This is a genomic window from Dyadobacter sp. CY261 (assembly GCF_021440085.1).
Classification (GTDB): domain Bacteria; phylum Bacteroidota; class Bacteroidia; order Cytophagales; family Spirosomataceae; genus Dyadobacter.
Map to the genome: position 1 here is coordinate 232,164 of NZ_JAKCPW010000007.1, position 24,403 is coordinate 256,566.

Here is a 24,403-nt window from a genome sequence, read left to right on the forward strand (position 1 = left end):
GCCGGCGCCATTTCAAAAAATTTATCCGATCCCGGAATCATTGATGAAGATTGACCTGGATGGGTTTCTTCCCATTCCAGTCGAATGAAAGTGTCTCTTTGCCCGGTCTGAGAATGGTTACCTTGGTGTCTCTGGCCTGCCGGTCGACAACGATATCGAATTTCTCACCAAAGGCATCGACGTTCTGCAATCGCATAAAATTCCACTTGGACGGCAGCGTGGGGCTGATCGCAAATGAATGCAGGCCGGTTGGGCGCAGGCCGAAAAGACCTTCGGTGTATATCCTGCAATACAACGCGCTTTCCGTCGCAAGATGTCGCTGATTCCCCTCTGGATAGGCCTCCACAGGGTAGGGTACATGTTCTCCGAGCAATCGCCTGTTGGAATAATAAGTAAGGTAATCGATGCCTTTGTTGGTGGCGCCGGATGCAAGTACACCACGAAGTGCGTAAAGCGTGGAGCGGTCCCAGAAAACGGTGCTTCCGGCCTCGGTGGCTAGGCCGTCCGAAGTCCATAATGTGGGTGAGAACAGGGCATTGACGGTGCCCTCTTTCCGCTCGAATAAGCCCACGGTGAGCGGCATACATATCCACGATCGCAAAGTGGTGTTGCCATTATAGTACCGGTAGGTAGGGTAGCCTGCCACATCCGCACCGAAGAACGCCTCAATGGCTTTTCTGAGCTTTCCGGCTTGTTCGAGGTATAAATTTGTTTGTGCTTTCGGTTTACCAAGGTCCTTGCTGAGCATCGCGGCCGACAACAGGGCGTCATAATACAGGCAACTCGTAGCCAGATTCGCCTTCCCGGCAGGAAAACGGCCTTCGAGCTCGTCGCTGTCGGAATCCACCACCCCTTCCGCGTTGATCTTCTTGTAGCAAAAAGCAAGGCACCATTCGATCAGCGGCCAGAGCCTGTTCGCCGTTTTGGCATCTCCCCGGGCCAGGGCAAACCTGGCTGCACCATAAGCAATCATTGCCTGGTCGCCCCGGTCGCCTGCGCCGTTCCAGTAACCCGTGCCTTCGGCGATGATCGAACTCGGAATAGGCTTGTACGCGGGGTTCATATACCGGGCAAACCAGTCGTAGGCCGTAACCGATGCTTCCGCGCCGAGCGGGTCGCCTGCGTATGCGAAATACGGACCTGCATATTCCGCCTGGTCGTTCGCCCAGATCCCCGCGTAGTAGGTCAGGCCACCGGGACTGTTTACATAGCCATTTTTTGTCTTGAATATACTTTCGGTCGCACGTAGTTTTGCAAATGCGAATGCGGTGTTCAGCACAGGATCGGGAGTTTGGATTTCGAGCCCGTTCCATATCGCGGCCACTCTTTCCCGCCGCTGCTGCTCTTCCTGCCAGGCGTCGGGCAACGTGGGTTTTTCCAAATGGCGGACGGCCTGGTAAGTGACCTGAAAAGCCGCCGAATCGCCGGGCTGAATGCTTTTCGAGCCATCGTCGCCTGTGCTTTGAACGACGGCAAGCGGGCCGTCGACGCTGAGCAAAGTGTCTGTTCTCGTTTCGGTGTATTTATATTCCATTGCGACCGTTACCGCTCGCTCGCTCTGGTTAATAAACACAAATCGCTCGAAAGCGGCCGCCCGTTTGACGGACGGAAACAGCTTTCTTTTCAGCACCAATCCTTTTGAAGAACTGGCTGCCTTCACTGGCTTTAACAAGCTCTGGATTTCAAGAACCCCGTCGAACACGATTTGCCCGACCGTTTCCCGAAGGCCGGGCAGATGCGAGCCATTCAGTAACCGGGGCTTCAATGGCTGGCCGTCGACCAGGAACGCAGGCAGGTCCGCGTCCGTGAATGTGCGCATGAGGCTGGCGTGGGTGTCATTGGGTTTCAGCCGGAAAGAGGGAAATATGACGGTTCTCCGGACTGTCGGCTGGCCCAGTGTATCAACCCCATATTCCAGCCAGAGCGATACCTGTTCGCCGCTCATTTCGATGTGGTCGCTGTGCGGCAGCCGCCCGGTCACGTTCCATTGTATCCCGCCGTTCTGACGGATCGTCCATCGGTTATCCTGTGCGGGTTGCCCGTTGCCGGCAAGTGCGGTGAGCATGCAGGCCGCGCGCAGGATATTCAGAAATAGGTGCTTCATGAAGTTGGATTGATTTAAAAATGAATGAGACGACTCATTGCCTATGGTGCCGCTTGCGCTGTGTATTATTAAAAATGTCATCTGGGGGTAAATGTACCAATAATTTAAAAGCATAGAATAGTATAGGCTAAGAAGATGTAGGAATGAGCAAGATATATGTGTCAGAATGATACTTAATAATAGTGATATAGCCAGTTTAGTACTTATGAGGCCGATTTGCACTAATGTGAAAAATATTTTACCAAAAATAGTATAGAATAGTATAGAATAAATAAAAATTGTGTTCTTTTGATAAAAAATTAGACAGTAGGAGTGTGCCAGGCGGTATCCGGAGACCGGTCTGGGCAGTCCAGATTCACTCATAACCCTTTTTCATATGACTATCTCTACGCGCTTTTTTCCACTGCTCCTGGCCGTGCTGCTCGTTTGCACCGCGACGGTCAGGGCCCAGGTTCCGGTCTCGGGCCGGGTAACGGACGCTTCCGGCCCGCTGGTCGGTGTAAGTGTGATCATCAAGGGCGCAAACGGTGGTACATCTACCAATGCGGACGGTAACTTCTCGATCAATGTGCCCTCTGCCGATGCTATCCTCGTCTTTTCTTATATCGGCTACATTCCCCGCGAGATCCAGGTGGGGAAGCAAAGTAAACTGGACGTGCTATTGGAGGCCGATACCAAGGCGCTCGATGAAGTGGTAGTGGTAGGCTACGGAACAAAAACACGGGCAGACCTCACCGGATCGGTATCGACGATCAAAGGATCTGAACTGGAAAAGTCGCCTGCCAGCAACCTTACCAACTCCATCGCCGGCCGCGTACCCGGCCTGATCGCCAATACCAGAAGTGGCGAGCCCGGGAACGACAATGCCGAAATATTCGTCCGCGGGAAGGCAACGCTCGGCAGCACCGGCGCGCTGGTCGTGATCGACGGCATTCCCGACCGTTCGGGAGGCTTCGCGCGGCTCAATCCCGCCGACATCGAGTCGTTCACGGTGATTAAAGACGCGACGGCGGCGATCTACGGGGCGCGGTCGGCAAATGGTGTGATCCTGATCACCACGAAACGCGGGCAGGCTGGGAAACCGGTGCTGTCCATTGGTACCAACTGGTCGCTCACGCAGGCCACGCGCGTCCCGCAAATGCTGAACTCTTATGAGTATGCGGTGGCAACCAACGAGTACGATAAGATGATCGGCCAAACGCAGACCTGGCCCGACGCATCCTTGCAGAAATTCAAAGACGGTTCCGATCCGTTATCGTTCCCCAGCACCAACTGGTGGGATGCGATCATGAAAAAGCAGGCATTACAGCACAACCAGGTAATTTCTCTCCGGGGCGGCACCGACAAGGTCACCTATTTTCTTTCCGGCCAGTACCAGAAGCAGGATGGTATTTACAAAAAAGACGCGGCCTACTACAAACAAGCCCAGGCACGCGCCAATGTGGATATTGCCGTTACCGATAACCTGAAAATAGGCGTAGACGTGCTTTACCGCAACGAATTCCGTAATTCCGCCGTGGGCAATTACAATGCCGGGGCGATTTTCCGGGAGCTTTGGCTTGCTTATCCGTACCTCGTTCCCGTATACCCGAATGGCCTCGTGGGGCCCGGGATCGGCGGCGGGCCTAACAACAGCATGGTGTATATCACAGGAGGGGAAGCGGGATACAGCCGGGCTACCAACGATTTCCTGCAAACCAAAACCTATTTCAAATGGGACCTTTCCAAACTCGCCGATGGTCTGTTTGTAGATGGTTATTATGCCTATGACCTTACTTTTTCAAAAACCAGGTCATTTACCAAAACGCCTCCCCCCGCTTTCCGTTATGACGGCGCTTCCGGCACTTACACCCAGATCAATTCGGCGACCAAACCCAGCTTGTCGGAGCTGCGCGGCAATTTGAAGCAGAACCTGTTGAACATCCGGCTGGGCTATAACAACCGGTTTGGCGATCATTCGGTAGAAGGCTTCGCGGCTTATGAACGTTTCGAGGGCAATGCCGACGAGATCAGCGCATTCAGGTCGAATTTCCTCAGCAACTCGCTCGACCAACTTTCGGCGGGAAGCCTGATCGGCCAGCAGAACAATTCCACGGCGGCGCAGACGGGCCGTAACAATTTTATTGCGCGGGCATCTTATGGTTTCAAAAACAGATACCTTTTTGACTACAACATGCGCTACGACGGCTCACAGAACTTCCCGGAAGGCAAACGTTATGGCTTTTTCCCGGCAGTTTCGGCGGCATGGCGTATTTCGCAGGAGGATTTTTTCAATGCAAAAGGCATTACCGAGCTGAAACTGCGCGGATCGTGGGGTAAGACCGGTAATGATGCCGTTTCTGCATTCAACTACATCCAAACTTACCTGCTGGGAAGCGGTTTCGGTTACTCGCTTGGGCCGAATGCCTCTCAGGTCAGCTCATTGGTACCCGGCCCGACCCCTAATAAAGACATTACCTGGGAAGTGGCCACCACTACCGATGTGGCATTGGACGCCCAATTTCTGAAAGGAAAACTTGGGCTGACCGTCGACTATTTCCGTTCCATGCGGTCGGGGATCCTCATCACACGCAGCGAGTCCGTGCCGGGCTACACGGGACTGACATTGCCGAACCAGAACCTTGGAAAGGTACTCAACCGGGGTATTGAGGTGGAAGCCTATTACAATGGCACGATTGGGACGAGCTTTGGTTACAATATCCGGGGCAACCTTACTTTCGCCCGTAACAAGGTCATTTTCATGGATGAAGCCGCAAGTGTGCCTTCCTATCAGTGCAAAACAAACATCCCGATCGACTCCTGGCTCGTGTATGAATCCGATGGCTTGTACCAGAACCAGGCGGAGATCGACGCGACTCCGCACCCTGCCAATACCGCGCCCGGCGACATCCGTTACAAGGATATCAATGGCGACGGCGCGATCAATGGCCTGGATCAGGTAAGACAATCCTCAGTCCGCACGCCGGAGCTGATCTATGGCACATCGCTGGGTTTCTCATGGCGTAATCTGGACCTTTCGCTTTTTGTGCAGGGACAGGCCAGGGCACAATCGTACCTCGCACCGGCGGGGCTGAATATGGCACGCGAGTTTTTCGATGGTCGCTGGCAACAGGAGGGCGACAACCAGTTCCCGCGCAATTTCAATGGCCCTACCGGCGCGTCGAGGGGCGTGAACACGCTGACTTCGGATTTCTGGCTTCGCAATGCGTCGTTCCTTCGGCTAAAAAATGTGGAGCTGGGTTTTGCGGTGCCTTCCGGCTTGCTGAAAAAGGCAAAAATGCACAGCGCGCGGATCTATATCAATGGCAGTAACCTGTTTTCCATTGACCAATTCGGGCCGTCTTTTGACCCCGAGATCCCTAACAGTTCAGGTTACTATTACCCGCAGCAGCGCGTCGTGAACCTGGGCGCGAATATCAGCTTTTAACCCAAATCCTTTGCCCAAATGAAACCTCAAACTACCTATAAAATATTCCTGAACATCTCCCTTGCGGCCAGCATGCTCATGATGGGCTCCTGCAAGGATGTGCTCGACCTGAAACCCCTGAATGCCTATTCAGAATCCGACGTATGGACAGACCCGAACCTGGCCCAGGTATTTGTCAACGGCATTTACGACCAGACCGTGCTGGCTTACAAGGACGGCGGCTTCGGCTGGGGCGCGCAGACCGACGAGCTCTATGGCAACTTCAACTGGACGAACGAAAACAGTTATGTGCAAGGCGAAGCCACTCCCGACAACCAATCATCTTCATCGCTGAACCGCTGGGGCGACCTGTATTCGTCGGTCCGCAATTGCAATGTGTTCCTGACGAACGTAGGCCAGCTGGATACCGTGGCTAATGGACAGGCCGTACGCACAATGCGCGGCGAAGTCCATTTCCTGCGGGCATTGGCTTATTTCGAGCTGTTGAAACGCTTTGGAGGCGTTCCGCTGATTACCAAAGTGTATGATGTCAACGACCAAACCTTCGATGAAAAACGTGCCACCTGGGCTGAAACGAAGGATTTTATCCTGGCCGACATCGGGCAGGCATTGCAGCTTTTACCCGCGGCCTACTCGGCAGATCTGGACAAAGGCCGCGCCACTACCGGGGCTGCATTGGCCCTCAAATCACGATTGCTGCTATACGCGGCAAGCCCTTATTTCAATACTTCGGGTGATAGACAGCTCTGGCAACAGGCCAGGGAAGCCGCTAAGGCCGTGATTGATTTTAAGGGTGTGTCCTATGCGCTGTACGGTAATGCAGCCAATGGTACTTACAATAAGACTTACCTGGATTTCTTCAACCCGGAGGTGATTTTCGCGAGGGTATACAGCGGCCTGGTGAAAGCCGACCGCTACAACACCGTGAGTCGCGACCTTAGCCCCAATGGTTATGAAGGATACAGCGCTTATAATGTGATCCAGCAAATGGTCGATGCGTTCGAAATGGCCGACGGGACGCCTTTTAGCTGGACTAACCCCGTGCATGCCAAAAATCCTTACGCTAACCGTGATCCGAGGTTTTATGCGACCATTCTGGCGAACAACCAGCAGTTTAAAGGCCGTACTACGCAGTTTTTCGAAGGGGGGGACGATTCTCCGCAGAGTCCCTATTCGCCCTGGAATGCATCCAAGACGCGTTATGTGATGCGGAAAATGGTGGATGAGTCTGTCGACTGGCAAAAGCAGGATTATGCGGCATCGCAATGGGTAGCTTTCAGGCTTTCGGAGATTTACTTAAACTATATGGAAGCTTGCGCGGCTTTGGGTGAAGACGGCGAGGCGCTTGCCTATCTGAACAAATTGCGGGCGCAAAAGGCAGGAATGCCTGCCGTGAATGCGTCCGGGGCGGCATTGATGGAGAAAATCCGGCAGGAGCGGCGCATCGAGCTGTGCTTTGAAGGCCACCGGTACTTTGATATCAGAAGGTGGGGAATTGCGGAAACCGGTTCGAAAGATGCCCTGGGCGTGATCATCACGAAGCAGCCCGACGGCACATTTACCTACCAGTCGGCCAATGTGCAGAAAAGGGTTTGGCAACCTGCGCTGTATTTTTATCCGATACCGCGCACCGAGCTGCAACGAAACCCGTCGCTGGTCCAGAATCCGAATTATAATTGAGGTAACAATATTCCGAAAGGAGATTTTATTCAAAGATTGTATTTTAAATAAAAACGAAAAGAATGATCAGATTGATCGCAACCGCGTCCATATGCCTGGCTATGCATCAGGGCTGTCTGGCGCAAAGCGAAACCCTCGGGTTCAGGTCGACGGATACCGCATTGCAAACCGCATTCGAAAGGGCCCGTGAAATGGCGCTCAGCCATCGTGGCAACCCGTCCGATCCGGTGGGCGACTGGTATGAAGCCGCACTGCCCACGCGGTTCGCATTCTGCATGCGGGATGTGTCGCACCAGGCCATGGCGGCGGAAATGCTCGGCTTGGGCAAGGCAAACCAGAATATGTTTTCACAGTTTGCAAAAAATGTATCCGACGGCAAAGACTGGTGCTCCTACTGGGAAATCAACAAGGAAGGAAAGCCCGCGCCGGAAGATTACCGCAACGATGAAGAGTTTTGGTATAACCTCAATGCCAACTTCGATGTGCTGAATGCAGCCTGGAAGCTCTATTTGTGGACGGGAGACAAGCGCTATGTCAATGGGCCTCAATTTGCGGATTTTCACCGGAAATCGGTCCGGGAGTATGTGGAGCGGTGGGTATTGCAGCCGGATTCGCTCCTATCGAGGCCACTTCACCCGAATGCCCATGCAGCCTATAACGACGATGATTCCTTTCACCGCTGCCGGGGACTGGCTTCGTACTCGGAGGGCGTGCACGACCTGAAAATGGGGGTGGACCTGGTGGCTGCGCTCTCCCGTGGCATGAAAACCTACGCTGATATGCTTCGCCTCGATGGCAAAACCGCCGAAGCTGCCATATTTGACCAAAAGGCCGAACAATACCGGCAACATATCGAAAAGCAATGGTGGAGTGATAAAGAAGATAAGTATTTCACTTACTATTCGTCGGCAGGAAAGTTTGGTTATACCGAAGGCGAAACGTTCCTGCTCTGGTTCGATGTATTGAAGGACACCACCCGAACGCGCAAAGTGATCGGGCAGATCCTGGCGCGGGATTGGAATATGGAAAATCAATCCTATTTCCCCTACGTGCTCGGCCAATATGGTTATCCAGAACAGATCCGTAGCCAGGTGCTCCATCTGACTGACCCTGCCACGAAGCGAAGGGAATACCCGGAGGTATCCTACGGGGCTGTCCAGGGCATTGTCCAGGGTATCATGGGAATCGATGCGGATGCCCGTGTGAACAGGATCACGACTTTGTTCAACGGGCGTGCAGCCGATACCCATACCATCGATAACCTGCCTGTTTTACAGCGGACCATATCGCTTACCGAGAGCCAAAAGCGGGCATCGCTGCACAATGCAGGTTCCGGGACGATCCAATGGCGGGTGATGTTTGCCGGGAAGCATCCGTTCATTACAGTGAACGGAGCAAGACGAAAAGCCAGCCAGACGGTCGTCAAAGGTTCGCGCGCGGTGTCGTACGTGGATGTGAGCGTGGCCGCCAACCAGCAGGTTGCTGCGCGGGTCGACTAGCGACCAGCCCCTGTGATCGTCGATGGTCGGTTACAGGGGTATATTTTTCGTTTAGGCGTGCATAGCGGGTAGTTTTCAGTCAATAAATAAGTTTTAGCTTTACGAATTGGTCCGGATCAAACTCCGAACGAAAGTAATAACCGCCGAATGGATAGCATATTTGATAAAATAAAGGAATTGCGTGAGGTGACTTCCTATTCCAAACACGACCAGATCGTGGTGGGGATCATCAATGCGATCGACCAGAAGATCGTCTCTCCGAACGACTTGCTGCCGTCGGTCAATCAGATGATTCAGGAACTGAGTTTTTCCCGCGAAACCATCCGAAAGGGTTATGGGGAACTGGTAGACAGGGGCGTGGTCGAATCCAAAAACAGGATCGGCTATTATGTGACCAACGCCCAGACGAGCCAGTTCATGAAAGTAGCGCTGGTTATGTACAACCTCGATACATTTGAAGAACTTTTTTACAGGAATTTCAGGCAGGAACTTGGCAAGAAAGTACATCTGGATGTATTTTTCCATCACGGCAGCGTCGATGTTCTGGAAAGCACATTGTTTCAGATTAAGGGAAAATATGGTATGTACGTGGTGGCCCCGATTCCGCACCGCAAAACGCGCGAGATCCTGGAAACCATTCCCCGGAGCAACCTGCTGCTATTTGACCGTTTCGAGCCTTTGGACGGTGACGTGAGCTACATCGCACAGGAATTTGAGCGATCGACCTACACGGCGCTTGAGACATTGGCAGACAAGATCAGGACGTTCGACGAGATTATTTTCTATCATTCCCCCAAATCCCTCGACCCGAAAGAGATTGTGTTTTCTTTCAAGCGTTTCCTGCACGATTATAGTATTCAGGGGCAGATCATCAGCGAATTCGTGCCGGGCTCGGTCGAAAAAGGGAAGGCCTATTTTACCCTCGACAACTACACGATGTGGTCGATCCTGAAAGAATGCAAGAGCAAAAAGCTGCTCATGGGCACAGATGTTGGCCTGTTGTCGGTCAACGATGAGCCTGCCAAGGAGTTTGTTGATATTACCACTTACTCTACCGACTTTGCCCTGATGGGTAAATTGGCGGGCCAGGCCATCATGCAAAAGCAGAAGATCCAGGTCATTCTGCCCAATGCGCTGATCAGAAGAAAAACTTTGTGACGGGCCTATGCAGGAAAAAGTGGTCCTTAGTGGAATCGATGCGGGCGTTATCATGCTCTATCTGGTTACGCTCCTCGGGTTGGGTCTTTACCTTTCCCGCAAACGACGCATTGAAACGGCCAGCGACCTCTTTCTCGGCGGCAGGTCATCGAAATGGTATAATGTAGGCCTGTCCATTTTCAGTTGCAATGTAAGTCCCGTAATGCTGGTGGGTTATGGGGGAATGGCCTACACCACTGGCATGGTAGCGGCCAACTTCGACTGGCTTGCCTGGTGGTTCCTGCTTTTGCTCGCCATGGTATTCGTCCCGCATTACTTCGCGACGAAGGTAAGCACGATGCCGGAGTTCCTGCTGCGGCGGTATGGCCAGCGTTCGTTCACGTTCCTCACTTATTATTCCATGATTTCGACACTGATCGTATCGGTCAGTTTTGTGCTGCTTACCGGCGGACTTGTGATCGCGCAGATCCTCGATGTCCCGTTTTGGATAGCGGCCACAGGCGCCACGTTGCTGGCTACCGGCTTTACTGCCACAGGAGGCCTCGGGGCGATTGCCAAAGCCGGCGTGCTGCAATCCGTGGTGGTGACAGTAGCAGCGCTGATCGTCGGTGTGATCGCCATTGACCGGATCGGTGGGATAGGGGAGGTGGTCAGCCGGTCGCCAAAAGAGTTCTGGACGATTTTCCGCCCGGCGAGCGATCCGGTTTATCCCTGGCATGCGGTTCTCCTCGGCTATCCGGTCGTAGGGATATGGTATTGGTGTACCGACCAAACGATCGTCCAGCAGACGTTAGCGGCCAAAAACATCCGGCACGGCCAGTACGGCGTTATGCTGGTCGCTGCCCTGAAAGCCGTGGTACCCTTCATTTTTTTGCTACCGGGCATTTACTGCCTTATTCTCTTTCCCAACCTCACTAACCCCGACCATGCTTATCTGGTCATGACGGCCAATCTGCTTCCTGTCGGACTGGTGGGTATTACACTCGCTGCATTGATCGCCGCGCTGGTATACGATGTTGCCGTGGGTATCAATGCATTCAGTACGGTTTTTTCGTTAAATGTTTATTCAAAAATCATTGAGCCCAACGCTTCCCCTGGCAAATTACGGGCGGTGGGCCGGCTGGTCATCATCGTCTCTTCGTTCATTGCATTACTGATGTCAGTCCTGCTGTCGAAGGTCGATAAAGGGCTCTTTGATCTCTCGCAAGCCGTAGGAACTTACCTGGCGCCACCGATGACAACGGTGTTTTTACTGGGCGTCGCATGGAAAAAGGCTACCAGCCGCGCTGCGGACCTGACCTTGTACTTTGGCTCTGTCCTCTGCATCTGCGTGGGGACTATGCAGATCGCCGATTTTCCCAGCAAGGCTTTCTGGCCTCACTTCATGCTATTGACATTCCTGCTAACGGCCATTCTGATGGTTTTTATGATAACCGTTTCCCTGCTGTTTCCCGAAGGGCACACCGGCACTTCATTACCAACGCTGACAGAAACATACGCCTCCCAGCCAAGCTACGACCGTCGGAAAGTCTGGTTGGGCTGGGCGTGTATTGCTGTGCTGATGGCAGGGCTTTATTGGTTCTTCCGGTAAAGCGGCGTGTGACTTCCCGCTCCTCGAAGAGTCTTTTCCCGCATTGTGAGCAATCGGCAGCTAAAACACGGGAAATACAAAGGCTGCAATGTTTTCAATGTACGGGACGGTTACCCGTACAAAAACGTAGAACTTTGGGTAAATTGCCTGAATATTGGCAATGTAAACTACGCGTCTACGATCGAGAAGAGCGTTTGGGGAACCACTTACCGGCCCGGACAGTTGCGTAGCAGGAATGTTGGCATCGCCTATAAAATCAATTGAAAATCCGGATGAGAAACATTATTTATTGCATTGGCTTGTTACTGGTGGCAGCGTGCGCTGCTGAGAGAAAATCGGACAAAAAGGCCATTGCGGGGGCTGAAAACACCGTAGATAGCACATTTACAGGTGCTTGTCCCTATCTGTTTACGAGCGGGGATACGGCGGCGGTTTTCAGCTGGATACGCACCTTGTCGGATTCGGAGGCGGTGTTGTGTTTTAAAGTTTCAAATGGAAATGGTTTTGGTAAGACCATCACGGTGCCGGGCAGCGGGAAAGTGAAACCGCATGGTGAAAATCTCTCGAAGGTAATCCTGTCACCCGATGGCAGGATCATCGCAGCCTGGGGGGTAGCCAATCCGAACCCGGAAAACAAATATTCCGGCCTCATTTTTTACAGCTCATCGGCCGACGGCGGTGAAAACTGGACAACGCCCGCGCCGCTAAGCCCTGCCGAGAACAGCATCGACCAGCGCTATTTCGACCTGGAAATTCTGCCAGGCGGGACCGTGGGCGCCGTTTGGCTCGACAGTCGGAAGAATACCAAACACGAAGGATCATCGCTCTACTTTGCCACTTTTGGCCAAAGCAATACATTCGAAGGCGAAAAGCCCATTGATGAAACCGTATGCCAATGCTGCCGCACCGACCTGTTCGTTGACAAAACCGGCGGCCTGCACGTGGCTTACCGCAAGATCCTGAACGATTCCATCCGCGACATGGTCCACATTGTTTCGCTGGACAATGGCAAGAGCTTTTCGACTCCGGAGCGTATCAGCCCCGATAACTGGGTGATCAGCGCCTGCCCGCACACCGGCCCGGCCATCGTGCAGACGGACTCCGCATTGTCGTTCGTATGGTACACGATGGGCGCAGGAAAAGGTGTATTCTTTGCTTCCTCGGAAGATAATGGCAAAACATTCTCCGCTAAAAACGCCGTAGGCAACAGCACCGCTGGCAAGCATCCGCAAATCCAGCTTTTGAAGAACGGGAACCAGGCGATTGTCTGGGACGAGCATACCGAAAACGGGAGCCTCATTGGCCTGGAGGTGCGTTCGCCCAATGGCGAGAAGCTCAAAACGGCACATCTGACCTCCAAATTGGGCTATGCAACATTTCCGGTCGTCAAATTGGTTAACAACGAGTTGCTGATCGCCTACGCGGGCAGCGGAACGGCTGAGGACAAAGAACGGGTGTATTTTCAGAAAGTGAATGTGGATGACTTTATGAAAAAATAGTCGTGTTCTGCAAAGCATCTCGAAGACCGCGGTGGTAACGTCTTCTCCTCCTCTTCCCGGCTCGGCACATACGGGCGTTGTGCCACCAACTTTTATAGTGCGTATACATGCTATCGTTTGCGGCCTTTGCGCCGCGGCGGTTAAATGCAGCATGAATGCGCAAATGAAAGAGTCGATATCTGACCGGCAATTATTAAGCGGGTTTTGGCGGCAAATTATTATAGATGATCATTTTGCCTTAATTTAATAGTTTCTCGCAATTATTATGGACGCCAAAGACATCGCCAGGAATCGATCAGAATTGAAGGAGGCGATTCGCGAATCGAGGATCGTGAAGATTATGCTTTTGCGAGCTGAATATGACCGAGATCCCCAAACCGAAGGTTATGAAACTCTTGAATTCCGCCCATTGGACTACGATGAGGAGAGTGACTGTTTTTACGGGTTGCTCAAAGTGTCGGATCCGGTTGAAGGAAACGGCCCGGCTTCATTTATTCCTGCTTCCGTGCATTCAGAGGGAATTTGTGGCGTTTTGTTTAATCATTGAGATTTTCCTGATATAGCTTATTTCAGGAAAGATAGTATGAAATGTAAAAACATCTCTAGCACAGATCGACTCACTATGCCCGGGTCGGTCGATCTCTTTCTATCTTGACTATATGTTTTGCTTTCCATAACTATCAGGAGTTGACGCTCTCTCATTGATGGTTTAAATATCGCTATTTTCTTGTTTTCAAGGTATAAAAGGATTCAAATACTTCCTCGTCTGCTTGTATTCAAATGAAGCAAGGTAACTGCGCTACCGTTTGTAGGTTTGAATGGCCCAGCCCTTGCGAAATGAAGGCAAGCACCATAAACGAACCTCTCGATGCTGTTAGCAGCGGATCTGTAAATCGCCGCGTTGGTAAAGTTGTCTTTGCCTATAAATATGACGACTGGATTACGCAAAGCGATGATCAGATCATTGGGGAAGGAGATCTCTGTTTCCGGTTCCGAGAATAGCAATGGTTGCGATTCTTCGAATGGAAACCGGTGCTCAATCTTAGAAATGACCTTCCGGACTTTTAGTAGCCAAGTTTCCTTTCTATCTTGGTCGTTTCATCGACACACTCTTAGCCATAGATTTTGTTCCATAGGTTTCGAAGCTCTCATCGCGGACTCTTCCAGCGAGACCAGCTTTATCCTTGACAAGAAAATCGAGCTGCTTATCATTTAGTCAATTTTTTATTTTTCATTATACCTCAACATTAGTTATGAACAACACGCGTCGGACATTTCTCGCAAGCTCCGTTACGATAGCAGCTGGTACGGCCGCGGCAATAGCAGCTCCAATGAACGTCGGAAAAGCCAAATACCCACTCGTTCACCACGTCTTTTTTTGGCTTAAAAACCCCGGCTCCATCGCCGACCGCGACAGGATCATTGAAGGGCTAAGAACGCTGAGAAAGATCGAAGCCATCAAGGAATTACGCATTGGGGTAGTGGCGAGTACTGAAAAACGGGATGTGGTGGACAACAGCTGGGGAGTGTCCGAGCTGATGTTCTTTGAAGATCTGGCCGGTCAGGCCAGCTACCAGACGCACCCGATCCACCAGCAGTTCATCAAGGATTGCAGTCATCTTTGGGAAAAAGTGATCGTGTATGACGCTATCGATGCTTAAAATGATTTTCGAAGGCACGCAGGGGGTTGGTACAAAATTGTATCACCCCCTATTTTGAAAATAGCAACCGGTCCTTGATCCGCCTGGGATCAGTATAGTCGTCCGACCACCATGGAAGTTCTCCGGGTTGCCGGGGAGGTTTTTTCAGCTCCAGTTTGTTAGTGCGGGTCGTTCGGTCGCGTTGAAGTGCCCGGAAATGATAGTGGTCAAATAGTCGGATCGCCTCCACCATATATGCCACTGCAACGCGCCTGTCTTTGATGAGGAACAGGTTCTCTCCGTTGGTATTATCAGCAGCCTTTGAGAAGTTATAGGATCCGAGATAAACCCTTGCCGTAGGCTTGTCGAAATCGATGACAACAAATTTGTGATGCATACGTACGCCGCCACCGCCGGCAATTTCCGCTTTAAAAGGTACAGGTACGTTCTTCTCCAATGCGCTGGGGGAAAGTGGTGCCAGATTTCCATCCGGCTTCAACACCTCTATACCTCCCACTTTTTTATCTGACATCCCATAGACGAATTTGGTACTGTCGGCCGTCACTTTTATCACGGCATTTTTGATAGCGCCGGGTGTCTGATAAAGGAAGGCGATGGAAAACAACAAGCTGGAAGAAACATGGTTGCTGATATCATTAGCCACCCAATTCAGTACAGCATTGTTTTGTGAGTGAGGCGAAAACGTCACCTGGGCGTCAACGTCCGCAAGTCCCAATGCCGTCCATGTTGCCGCGCCGTGTTGTCCGAACTCGGAGACACTGTCCGAAAGCCAGTATTGATCGAATGCGTCTTCAAAAGGTTTGATGGCTTGTGCGCCATAAACAAACAATGCATTGTTTGCCTGAATATAGAAACCTCTCCATGAAAAATTGGTCGAGCCGCCGACAGCCACCTTAACAGTATCTGAGTTGACTATGATCGTTTTGTTGTGTTGAAGCTGGCCCATGTGCTGCCGCTTCACATTCGCCGCTCCGGCGCTGACAGCCAGCCGCATTTCCGCTTTATTTTCAGCAGAACCTTCTTCACCGTGATCCTGACTGTTATCGTCGATGATGACCTGAACACGGTCTCCCAGTTCAACAAGCTTGTCGACCATTTCAGGGAGATTAAGATCATAGGCTATCACCTTCACCCGGGCAGATTCATCCGCGATCGCATCATCCAGAAGCCTCAGAATTTCCCGTCGGGCTTCAAAGCCCATCCAGGGTAAGGCCACGTCCGTCTTGGGGTGTGAAGGTGTAAAGTCCAGGCCATCCCGCGCCAGTTCGGGGATCAGATCCGTAAGCGATGTGCCCTCCGAGACGAAGTTGTCCACAAATGCCTGAGAGGAGACAAATCCCCTGGTAAATGCTACATTGAGTTGTCCCTCATAAGTGTGGCGCTTCAAAGCAACTTTTGCCTCCTGGAACTCGCCGTAGCTCAGTTCATCACTGGAATTCATAAATACCGGAGTCACCCGGTAAGTGAATTCACCATCCATCTCCGCATTGAATGGAAAATGGACCCAACGGAATTTCTGGATCGGGGACAGCCTGGTCGAGAGACTTTTACCGTCGCTGCCGCTTCCGGGAAAAGACAGTCTGTTCTTGATAGAAAAGAACCGGTCTTTATCAGGTTCCCGGAATTCCAGTGCGAATCCTACGAAATCATCAGGAGGGGAACCGTTCTTCCAGTTCATGGCCAGGAGGCACATGCCCTCTCCGCGCCAAATGGTTAATTGAAACGAGGCATTTGAGTTGTTACCCCTGACAACAAAGGCTGATGTGGTAGAGTTTGGCATAACATCTATGGATAAGGTTTGTAAATATCCATACTTACTCCGTATCTAAACCAACCATTCAGTAGGTGCCTTGCCGAATTTTTTCTTGAATGAATGGGAGAAATGGGATAGGCTTTCAAATCCAAGGTCGAGATAAATTGCCGACGGCTTTTTGTGCTTGGTTTCGATAAGGTGCCTGGCTTCAGCAAGCCTTCTTTCTTGGAGCCAATGCCTTGGGGCCATGCCGAATGCCCTTTGAAAATCGCGCTTGAAGCCGGCGAGGCTTCTTCCGGTCAATCGGGCAAATTTTTCGACCGGGATGTTGTAATGAAAATTACTGAGCATGAATTTTTCCAGGTCCATTTTGTAGGGTTCTGAAAAATCGAACAACAATTCTTCCAGCTCGGGTTTGGTATGCATGAGCAGATATACGGCCTCTTTCACTTTGAGCATGCCGAGCCGCGCGGTAATGGCCCCTTCCGGATTGCGGACGTAAGGCACTACCGACTGGAAGAATGCCCGCAGAAAGTCGTTTGCCGGAATGTGCACATTAGGAGGCCCTGAATACTTATGCCCGATTTCCACCTGCTCTTCCAGGGCAATAGTCCGGAGCAAATGCTCCTGTAACGAGATCACGATCGTCTGGTAATCCTCGCCGTCGAGCGGGGTTTTGGTAATTTCTCCCAATTGATTCTTTTGGATCAGCAGCATCTCGCCCGCGCCCATTGAAATCTTTTGTGTAGCAGTTTGGAGCGAAAAACGACCCGATACCTGCATGACCAGTGTATTGTTTTCGAGAAACGCCACTTTGTCTTTTCTCTCCTTTGAGAGATAAGAATAGAAAATGACGCCCGGAAGTATTTCAGTTGGATTTGTCACACCGTAAATATATCAAAAGCAGGGCTTTTTTAATGCCCTGCTTTGGTTATTGCCTGCTATCGCTGAAGATAGGTGCCGCCAAGTATCGCACCGGGCGCAAAATGGGTGTCGAGCGTACTGATCTCCTCCGTGCTGAGGGCGATGTCCATCGCCTGCATGTTTTCTGGCAACCTTGATCTGCGGCTCATGCTCACCAACGGCATAATATGGTCGCCCTGCGCATTGACCCAGGCGATGGCCAGCTGTGTAGGTGTGCAATCTTTTTCCTTAGCCATTTGCTTCAATAGTTCAACTTTTTCAAGATTCCGGAGCAGGTTCTCGCCCTGGAACCGGGAAAAATGAAGGCGATAGTCGTCGGTAGGAAGAGGTGCCTGCAAGTTGCCGGTGAGCAGGCCTTCCGCCGTGTTGGCAAAGGCCACGACCCCAATGCCCAGTTCTTTGGCGGCAGGAAGCAGGTCGCTTTCAATTTGCCGGTCAGCGAGTGAATAGCCGATTTCCAGTGCCGTCACGGGATGAATGCTATGCGCCTTGCGCAACTGGTCGGCGGTAATTTCGGAAACGCCGAGGTAACGGACCTTACCTTCCTTGATCAGGTCGCCCACGGTGCCGATCACATCTTCTACCGGAACACTGTTATCGAGCCGACAAGGCTGATAGAGATCGATCGTCTCTATTCCCAAACGTACAAGCGAATAGTTGATGAAATTCTTGATCGCTATCGGACGGAGGTCCAGCCCAAGCCATTGACCATTGTAAAAGATCGCCCCAAACTTGACACTGATGAAAGTGTCGTCGCGGCGGCCTTTGATGGCTTTGCCGACAAGGAGCTCGTTGTGCCCGGCACCGTAAAAGTCGCCCGTGTTTAGAAAGTTAATGCCGCTGTCCAATGCGTTTTGAATGGTTGCGATGCTTTCAGCTTCGTCATTGGCCGGGCCTCCCCACACGGGCGACATGCGCATACAGCCTAATCCAAGTTTAGAAACAAGAGGGCCGTTCTGGCCGAGGTTTATGGTCGTTGTCATCTTTGTTTTGATTTTAACGATACAAAGGTGAGCTGTTATCGCCCCCGGCCGATTTCCTCCACGGCTCAAATTACTTGCCTGTACGGATCAGAAAGTGGTCGTTACCTGTTCAAAGCATTCATGAATTTTTCGGGATAACGCTTGCCCGAGACAATGCCGGCAGGCATCATGTCTTCAATGCTTTGCAGATCGTCCGGGGTGAGCGTCAGATGTTCGGCGGCAATGTTTTCCTGAAGATATTGAATGCGCCTGGTGCCGGGAATGGTAATAATGTCGTTGCCTTGTGCCAGCACCCAGGCAATGGCTAGCTGTGACGACGTGCAACTCTTTTCTGAGGCAAGCGCCTTTATTTTTTCAACCAGTTCAAGATTCTTATAAAAGTTTTCACCCTGGTAGCGAGGCATGTTTACGCGGCTGTCTTTGAGATCTTCCGGCGTTTGGATTTCTCCACTCAAAAATCCCCTGCTAAGCGGTGCATAAGCCACCAAACCAATGCCCAGCTCACGAATGGTTGGCAAAATCTCAGCCTCAATATCCCTCGTCCACAGCGAATATTCGATCTGCAAGGCGGTAATAGGGTGCACGGCAGCGGCCTTGCGGATGGAACCCGCAGATGCTTCGGATAAACCAATGTAGCGTACCAACCCTTTTTGTACCAGCTCCCCCAGCGCACCGACGGTTTCCTCGATCGGAACATCCGGGTCTACGCGGGCCTGGGTGTAAAGATCGATGTAATCCGTTTTCAGGCGGCGCAGACTGTAAAAGACTGCATTACGGATATACTCAGGGCGGCCGCTCACAGGGCCGGGCCCCATAACGCCATTAGGTCCGGGAGTAATCAATTGCCCGGTTTTTACCGACAAGAAAGCCTTTTCGCGCTTTCCGTTGATCGCTTGCGATATCAATTCCTCATTATGGCCGACCCGGTAGTAATCCGCCGTGTCCAGGAAATTATGTCCGAGATCAAGGGCCCTTTCAATGGTTGCAATAGATTCCTTTTCATCAGCTTGCCCGTAGGCACCCGACATTCCCATACATCCCAGGCCAACCGCTGATACGAGGGGGCCATTTTTTCCAAGTTCTCTGTTCATTATTGTAGTTTTTAGCGTTTCTACAAAGGTCCGCCGGGAAAAATGAACAGGGCCGGACAAAACGACTTAGGTTCCGGACAAATCCTGGAAAAACGCAGCGATGGTTTTGCCGGTTACCTTTTTGAACAGACGGGAAAAGTATTCGGGGTCGTTGAAGCCAAGGTCAAATGCCAACTCTTTCACTGAGAAGTTTTCACTGTAATAAAGCCGTCGGCGTGCTTCCAGAATGAGCCGGTTGATGATAAACTCCTTTGGCGAAAAGCCGGAATAGTATTTAACAATGCCATACAGCGTATTGGGGCTTAGCAGCAACTGCGCTGCGATAGCCTCGACCTTGGGATGCTCGGTCAGGTTATTCTCCACAAAAAGCTTGAAATCGATAAACTTGGAAAGCCTGTGGTCGACCGGGCTTTTGCCGGCGGCAAAATAAGCTGCGTTGATTTCTGTCAGCAGGCTGTTTAAATGCGCCAGGATCAGGTCCGCTTCCGTTTCCCAGCTACTTAACAATTCAAGAAGATTCTCAAAAATGGATTTCACGCGCACAGCAGCAGCCGGCGAAAACCTGATTTTCGGGTTGTTTGATGGATTAATGAGAAAGGGATATTGCCTTGGTAGCAACGACAGGCAGCTTTCTTCGAAGCCGATTTTGAAATAATCGGACCCTTTTTTAGTAACGGGGAACCGGTGTACCTGGTGTGGTAATACAAACAGGAGCTCGTTGCTATTCACCTCGAAATCTTGCAGATCAACACCGTGCCGGCTGCTTCCGTCCATCATGAATAAAAAGAAGTAATAGGACGTACGGACTGTCGTACCAAACTTTTTGGCTTCTTCTGGCGGCACATGCCCAAAGCCGGGCGACACCACCCTGACAGGCAGTGTTCGGTTCTGTTTAAAGCGATCAAGAAAGCCGTCTATTTTTTCCATTAAGTAAAAATACGAACGAGCGCTAAGTTCCGGCGCCGGATAGTTCTAATTTGCAGCACTATTCCTGTCTAACCTATGAAGCACATCCTGCTGCTGGTCGCCTTGGCGACTAGTCCCCATATATTTGCACAGATTGCCAGTCGGCCCCTGCACGCTGTTTGGGAGCAGAGCGTTCCCTTTATTTCAAAATACACCCCCGACGACTATAAGGCTGCTATGCAAAACTGGGCGTTGGTGCAGAGCGACAATGGGATCATTTACACAGCCAATAACTTTGGTGTGCTCGAATTTGACGGTTCCCGCTGGAAGTTGATCAAAACAACGGAAGGCAACCCGGTGAGGTCGCTGGCCAAGGACGCGTCTGGCAGGATTTACGTGGGAGGCTCCGGCGAAATAGGGTACCTGGCCCCCAACGGCAGGAATGAAATGGTTTTTCATTCTCTCAAAAATAAGATCAACCGTGCCTACCACGATTTTGGTAACGTTTGGTTCACCTTTGCCAACCGGAATTCGGTCTACTTTGTTTGTGACCTGCACATTCTGGAATGGTCGGGTGGCCGATTTAAGGTATGGCGGAGCGGCATCGGGACGCTTGGCTTTGCATGGATGATCCGTGACGAGCTGTACGTGGGCGTAAGCGAGGTAGGACTCATGAAAATGGGGCCCGATTCATTGAAACAAGCACCGGGAGGGGCGCAATTCAACGGAATGGGTTTGAGTGCGTTGCTGCCTTACGGCAAAAGCAGTATGCTCGCCATGGGGCAAAGCAAGCAATTTTATCTTTATGACGGACAAAGCCTCAAACCATTCACGACGGAGCACGGGGTTGTCGGCATAGCGGATGCGGTTTACCATGGCGCATTGCTTTCGAATGGGTTGTATGCACTCGCCACCACCGGCACCGGTCTCTATTTAATGGACAGCAGCGGCCATATCCGAAGTAATGTAAGCCGGAAGGAGGGACTCACGAGCGACGCAGTATATTACGTGTTCGAAGATGCTGAAAAGGATTTATGGCTGGCTACCGACAATGGTATCAGCCGTTTGGAAATTAACTCGCCGGTGAGGGTACTGAACGAAAACAACGGATTGGACGAGAACCCGTTTGATATTGAGTATTTCAATGACAAAATTTATGCGGTCAACAGCAAGGGATTGTTTCAGCTGAACCAGTTCGCATCGAACGGCGCTTCCAAGTATCGGTTTCAAAAAATACCCGGTATCGACAACCTGACGATGCATTGTCAGGCTATCGGGAACCAGCTGGTTGTATCCAATTACGACGGTATTTTTGTGCTGGGCACCAACGGGCGGCTGGATCATGTGGCGAAGGAAAATGTGGTGAGGACAGAGGAGTATCACGGTGAGACGCCCCCCGGTCATTTGTTTGTCGGCCTGGAAGGCCTGGGCTTGACCGAACTCATTTATACCGACGGCAAGTGGAAGCCGGGCAAAAAAAGAATGGATTTCAAAGGTTATGCCGAAAACTTTGCCCGTGGGCGTGGTGGCAATCTATTCGTCAATACCCGGCGTAACGGCATTTATGAATTAACCTGGAAGGACGGGCCCAATACGCTCTCAGAAAATTTTACTGTCATTCACCATGACACTTCCACTGGTCTTTCCTCTAACAAAATCAGGGCAATGGAAAGGGTAGGGAACACGGTTTACGCTTCGACGGACGAAGCCGCATTCCGCTACGAGGTGCAAAAACGCAGATTTCAGAAAGACTCGAAGCTTACGGCTGTTATGCGGCGTTATCAGGGCGCATGGATCAACGAAATTGTCGAGGGTGGTGGCGGCAAAATGTGGTTCACACTTTATGACAACTCCCGGAGCCCCGTATTTCAGTATGATAACGGCCAAATCCATGAATTGCCGGTTTCGGGAAGATTTTCGGACGCGCTGATTACCAAAATACACGATACCGGGAAAGGCATTGTGTTTCTGGGCTCCAACAAATGGATCGCACTTTTCAATGAGCAATGGCAAAACGAGCCCTTACCCGGTTTTAAAACATTGATCCGCCAGGTATTTATCAAAAAGGACTCGCTGATCGAATTCCGGCAGGGGGCCGGTGCTCAAATGTCCCTGCCATTTGGGCAGGATGTACTGCGTTTCCAGTTTGCGTTGCCCAGCTACGATCTTTCGGCAAAGAATCAGTTTCAGTATTATCTTGAAGGATTCGACAAAGGCTGGTCGGCGTGGTCGCCGGAAGCGTTTGCGGATTTTACAAACCTGCCGGAGGGCGACTATATTTTCCGGGTCCGGGGCAAAAATGTATACGGAGAAACGGGTGCCGAAGATCAGTTGGCATTCACGGTACTGCCGCCCTGGTACCGTGCATGGTGGGCATATGCTTGCTATGCACTGGCCATTGCCGGCCTGACGATCCTGTTTATCCGTTTTCGGGAAAGAAACCTGCAAAATGAAAAGTTGGCGCTCGAAAAGATAGTCAGGGAGAGAACAGAGAAAATCCTGGTGCAAACAGAAGAGCTGAAAGAAATGGACCGGATCAAGTCGCGGTTCTTTGCCAATCTGTCGCATGAATTCCGCACGCCCCTGACGCTCATTCTTACGCCGCTGGAAGAGCAAATCAAAAAGACGCCGCCAGCAGAGCGGGAAGGATTGCTGATCATGAAGCGTTATGCCAGCCGGCTTGCGGAGCTGGTCAATCAGTTGCTGAACCTGTCCAGGCTGGAAGCCGGCAAAATGGAATTGCGAATCCGGCAGGGCGATCTCGCACAGTTCCTGTACATCCTGGCGACGTCTTTCGAATCGCTGGCCCAGCATAAGCAGATCAAATTCACCAATAACCAGGACCTTCACGGGCACTCCTTCTGGTTCGATGCCGACAAGCTCGAAAAAATTGTCATCAATCTGCTCTCGAATGCATTCAAGTTCACGCCTTCCCGTGGGGAAGTGGTTTTTTCGGCCTATATGATCGAGAAAGAAGATCGAAACTGGTTGCAGATCAAGGTTTCCGATACGGGACAAGGCATTGCACCCGGCGAGCAAGAACGGATTTTCGAATCCTTCTATCAATCCCGGCAAACTGTGGAAGATCATCAGGGCGGTACCGGGCTGGGGCTCGCGCTGGTAAAGGAGCTCGTCAATTTGCATCACGGGCACATTGCGCTTCAAAGCGAAGTGGGTAAGGGCACCACATTTACGGTAGCATTGGCGGTCGACAGGGAAGCTTATTCGCCCGATCAGATTGTCGATTTGCCCATGGAGGAATTCAGTGCGGAAACTGCCAATGCCGTAAACGAAATGGCTACCGAAGTGTTGGCCGAAAATCCGGAAAAAGAGGTTCAGTATCCGGAGCAAAGGGACTCGATACTGATCGTGGAGGATAACCCCGAGCTGCGCAATTACATGGCAAAACAGCTGGAGAGCGAATTCACCGTCTATACCGCCGCGGATGGAACAGCTGGCCTGGATGAGGCAAAAAGGATGATGCCGGGCTTAATTATCAGTGATTTGATGATGCCCGGCCTGGATGGAATGGAGTTGACGAGCCGTGTGAAATCGGATGAACGGACAAGTCACATTCCGGTGATACTCCTGACAGCAAAAGGCGGTCAGGAATCGCGTATAGATGGACTGAAAACCGGCGCTGACGATTATTTGATTAAACCGTTTTCGATGGAAGAACTATCGGTGCGGGTCAGGAACCTGATTTTACTGCGGAAAAGACTCGCCGACAAATATCGTGAGCGTATACGGGTGCACGTTACTTCCTCAGAGGAGATGTCGATCGACGACCGGTTTCTGCTGAAAGCGAAAGAAATCGTTGAGGCAAATATGGAAGATGTTTCCTTTTCTGTTGAGAAGATGTCGGAAGAAATGAGCCTTAGCCGTACGCAGTTGCTTCGGAAATTGAAAGCGTTGACGGGACTCGCCCCCAACGACTTCATCCGTGACCTGCGCTTGCAGAAGGCGGCTGAATTGATCCGGCAGAAAGCGGACACTATTACGCAGATAGGATATGCCGTGGGCTTCAATGACCAGTCGTATTTTAGTAAATGCTTTAAAAAAGAATTTGGTGAAACCCCTACGGAATACTCCATAAGGGTTTCACAGGAGAAGAATTAGTGGGTTGG

General features: G+C 51.4%; 15 protein-coding genes. 9 read left to right on the forward strand and 6 right to left on the reverse strand.

Annotated elements, in window-relative coordinates; genetic code table 11:
* Positions 1-37: 37 nt before the first annotated feature.
* Entirely contained in the window at positions 38-2,104 is a 2,067-nt protein-coding gene (locus LZD49_RS20550) for a hypothetical protein (protein ID WP_234669470.1), read from the reverse strand.
* 376 nt (positions 2,105-2,480) lie between these two features.
* Between LZD49_RS20550 and LZD49_RS20555 the strand changes: the two genes are divergently transcribed.
* The 8 genes from LZD49_RS20555 (at position 2,481) to LZD49_RS20590 (ending at position 14,619) form a co-directional block, all read left to right on the forward strand.
* Positions 2,481-5,531 (forward strand): TonB-dependent receptor, encoded by a 3,051-nt coding sequence (locus tag LZD49_RS20555; RefSeq protein WP_234669472.1) that lies wholly within the window; start codon positions 2,481-2,483, stop codon positions 5,529-5,531.
* Positions 5,532-5,549: 18 nt separating this feature from the next.
* Positions 5,550-7,211 (forward strand): RagB/SusD family nutrient uptake outer membrane protein, encoded by a 1,662-nt coding sequence (locus LZD49_RS20560; RefSeq protein ID WP_234669475.1) that lies wholly within the window; start codon positions 5,550-5,552, stop codon positions 7,209-7,211.
* 62 nt (positions 7,212-7,273) lie between these two features.
* Positions 7,274-8,710 (forward strand): trehalase family glycosidase, encoded by a 1,437-nt coding sequence (locus LZD49_RS20565; RefSeq protein WP_234669476.1) that lies wholly within the window; start codon positions 7,274-7,276, stop codon positions 8,708-8,710.
* A 147-nt stretch (positions 8,711-8,857) separates the two neighbouring features.
* A complete protein-coding gene (locus tag LZD49_RS20570; protein ID WP_234669478.1) occupies positions 8,858-9,868 on the forward strand; it encodes a GntR family transcriptional regulator in 1,011 nt (336 codons plus the stop codon).
* A 7-nt stretch (positions 9,869-9,875) separates the two neighbouring features.
* The gene (locus LZD49_RS20575; RefSeq protein ID WP_234669479.1) at positions 9,876-11,459 is read left to right on the forward strand and encodes an SLC5 family protein; all 1,584 of its coding nucleotides are present in this window, start codon (positions 9,876-9,878) and stop codon (positions 11,457-11,459) included.
* 272 nt (positions 11,460-11,731) lie between these two features.
* Entirely contained in the window at positions 11,732-12,958 is a 1,227-nt protein-coding gene (locus tag LZD49_RS20580) for a sialidase family protein (protein WP_234669481.1), read from the forward strand.
* A 265-nt stretch (positions 12,959-13,223) separates the two neighbouring features.
* Positions 13,224-13,505 (forward strand): hypothetical protein, encoded by a 282-nt coding sequence (locus tag LZD49_RS20585; RefSeq protein ID WP_234669482.1) that lies wholly within the window; start codon positions 13,224-13,226, stop codon positions 13,503-13,505.
* Between the two features lie 706 nt (positions 13,506-14,211).
* Positions 14,212-14,619, forward strand: a complete 408-nt coding sequence (locus LZD49_RS20590) for a Dabb family protein (RefSeq protein ID WP_234669484.1) — start codon at positions 14,212-14,214, stop codon at positions 14,617-14,619.
* 49 nt (positions 14,620-14,668) lie between these two features.
* Here LZD49_RS20590 and LZD49_RS20595 read toward each other — a convergent pair whose 3' ends face one another.
* From LZD49_RS20595 to LZD49_RS20615, 5 genes are all read right to left on the reverse strand, one after another.
* On the reverse strand, positions 14,669-16,399 hold the full coding sequence (locus LZD49_RS20595) for a phospholipase D-like domain-containing protein (protein WP_234669487.1): 1,731 nt from the start codon (positions 16,397-16,399) through the stop codon (positions 14,669-14,671).
* 45 nt (positions 16,400-16,444) lie between these two features.
* The gene (locus tag LZD49_RS35835; protein WP_234669489.1) at positions 16,445-17,257 is read right to left on the reverse strand and encodes an AraC family transcriptional regulator; all 813 of its coding nucleotides are present in this window, start codon (positions 17,255-17,257) and stop codon (positions 16,445-16,447) included.
* Between the two features lie 56 nt (positions 17,258-17,313).
* Complete coding sequence (locus tag LZD49_RS20605) at positions 17,314-18,279, reverse strand: aldo/keto reductase (RefSeq protein ID WP_234669491.1); 966 nt, start codon at positions 18,277-18,279, stop codon at positions 17,314-17,316.
* Between the two features lie 101 nt (positions 18,280-18,380).
* A complete protein-coding gene (locus tag LZD49_RS20610; RefSeq protein WP_234669493.1) occupies positions 18,381-19,370 on the reverse strand; it encodes an aldo/keto reductase in 990 nt (329 codons plus the stop codon).
* Between the two features lie 66 nt (positions 19,371-19,436).
* Complete coding sequence (locus LZD49_RS20615) at positions 19,437-20,297, reverse strand: AraC family transcriptional regulator (protein ID WP_234669495.1); 861 nt, start codon at positions 20,295-20,297, stop codon at positions 19,437-19,439.
* A 75-nt stretch (positions 20,298-20,372) separates the two neighbouring features.
* Between LZD49_RS20615 and LZD49_RS20620 the strand changes: the two genes are divergently transcribed.
* On the forward strand, positions 20,373-24,395 hold the full coding sequence (locus LZD49_RS20620; RefSeq protein WP_234669497.1) for an ATP-binding protein: 4,023 nt from the start codon (positions 20,373-20,375) through the stop codon (positions 24,393-24,395).
* Positions 24,396-24,403 lie beyond the last annotated feature (8 nt).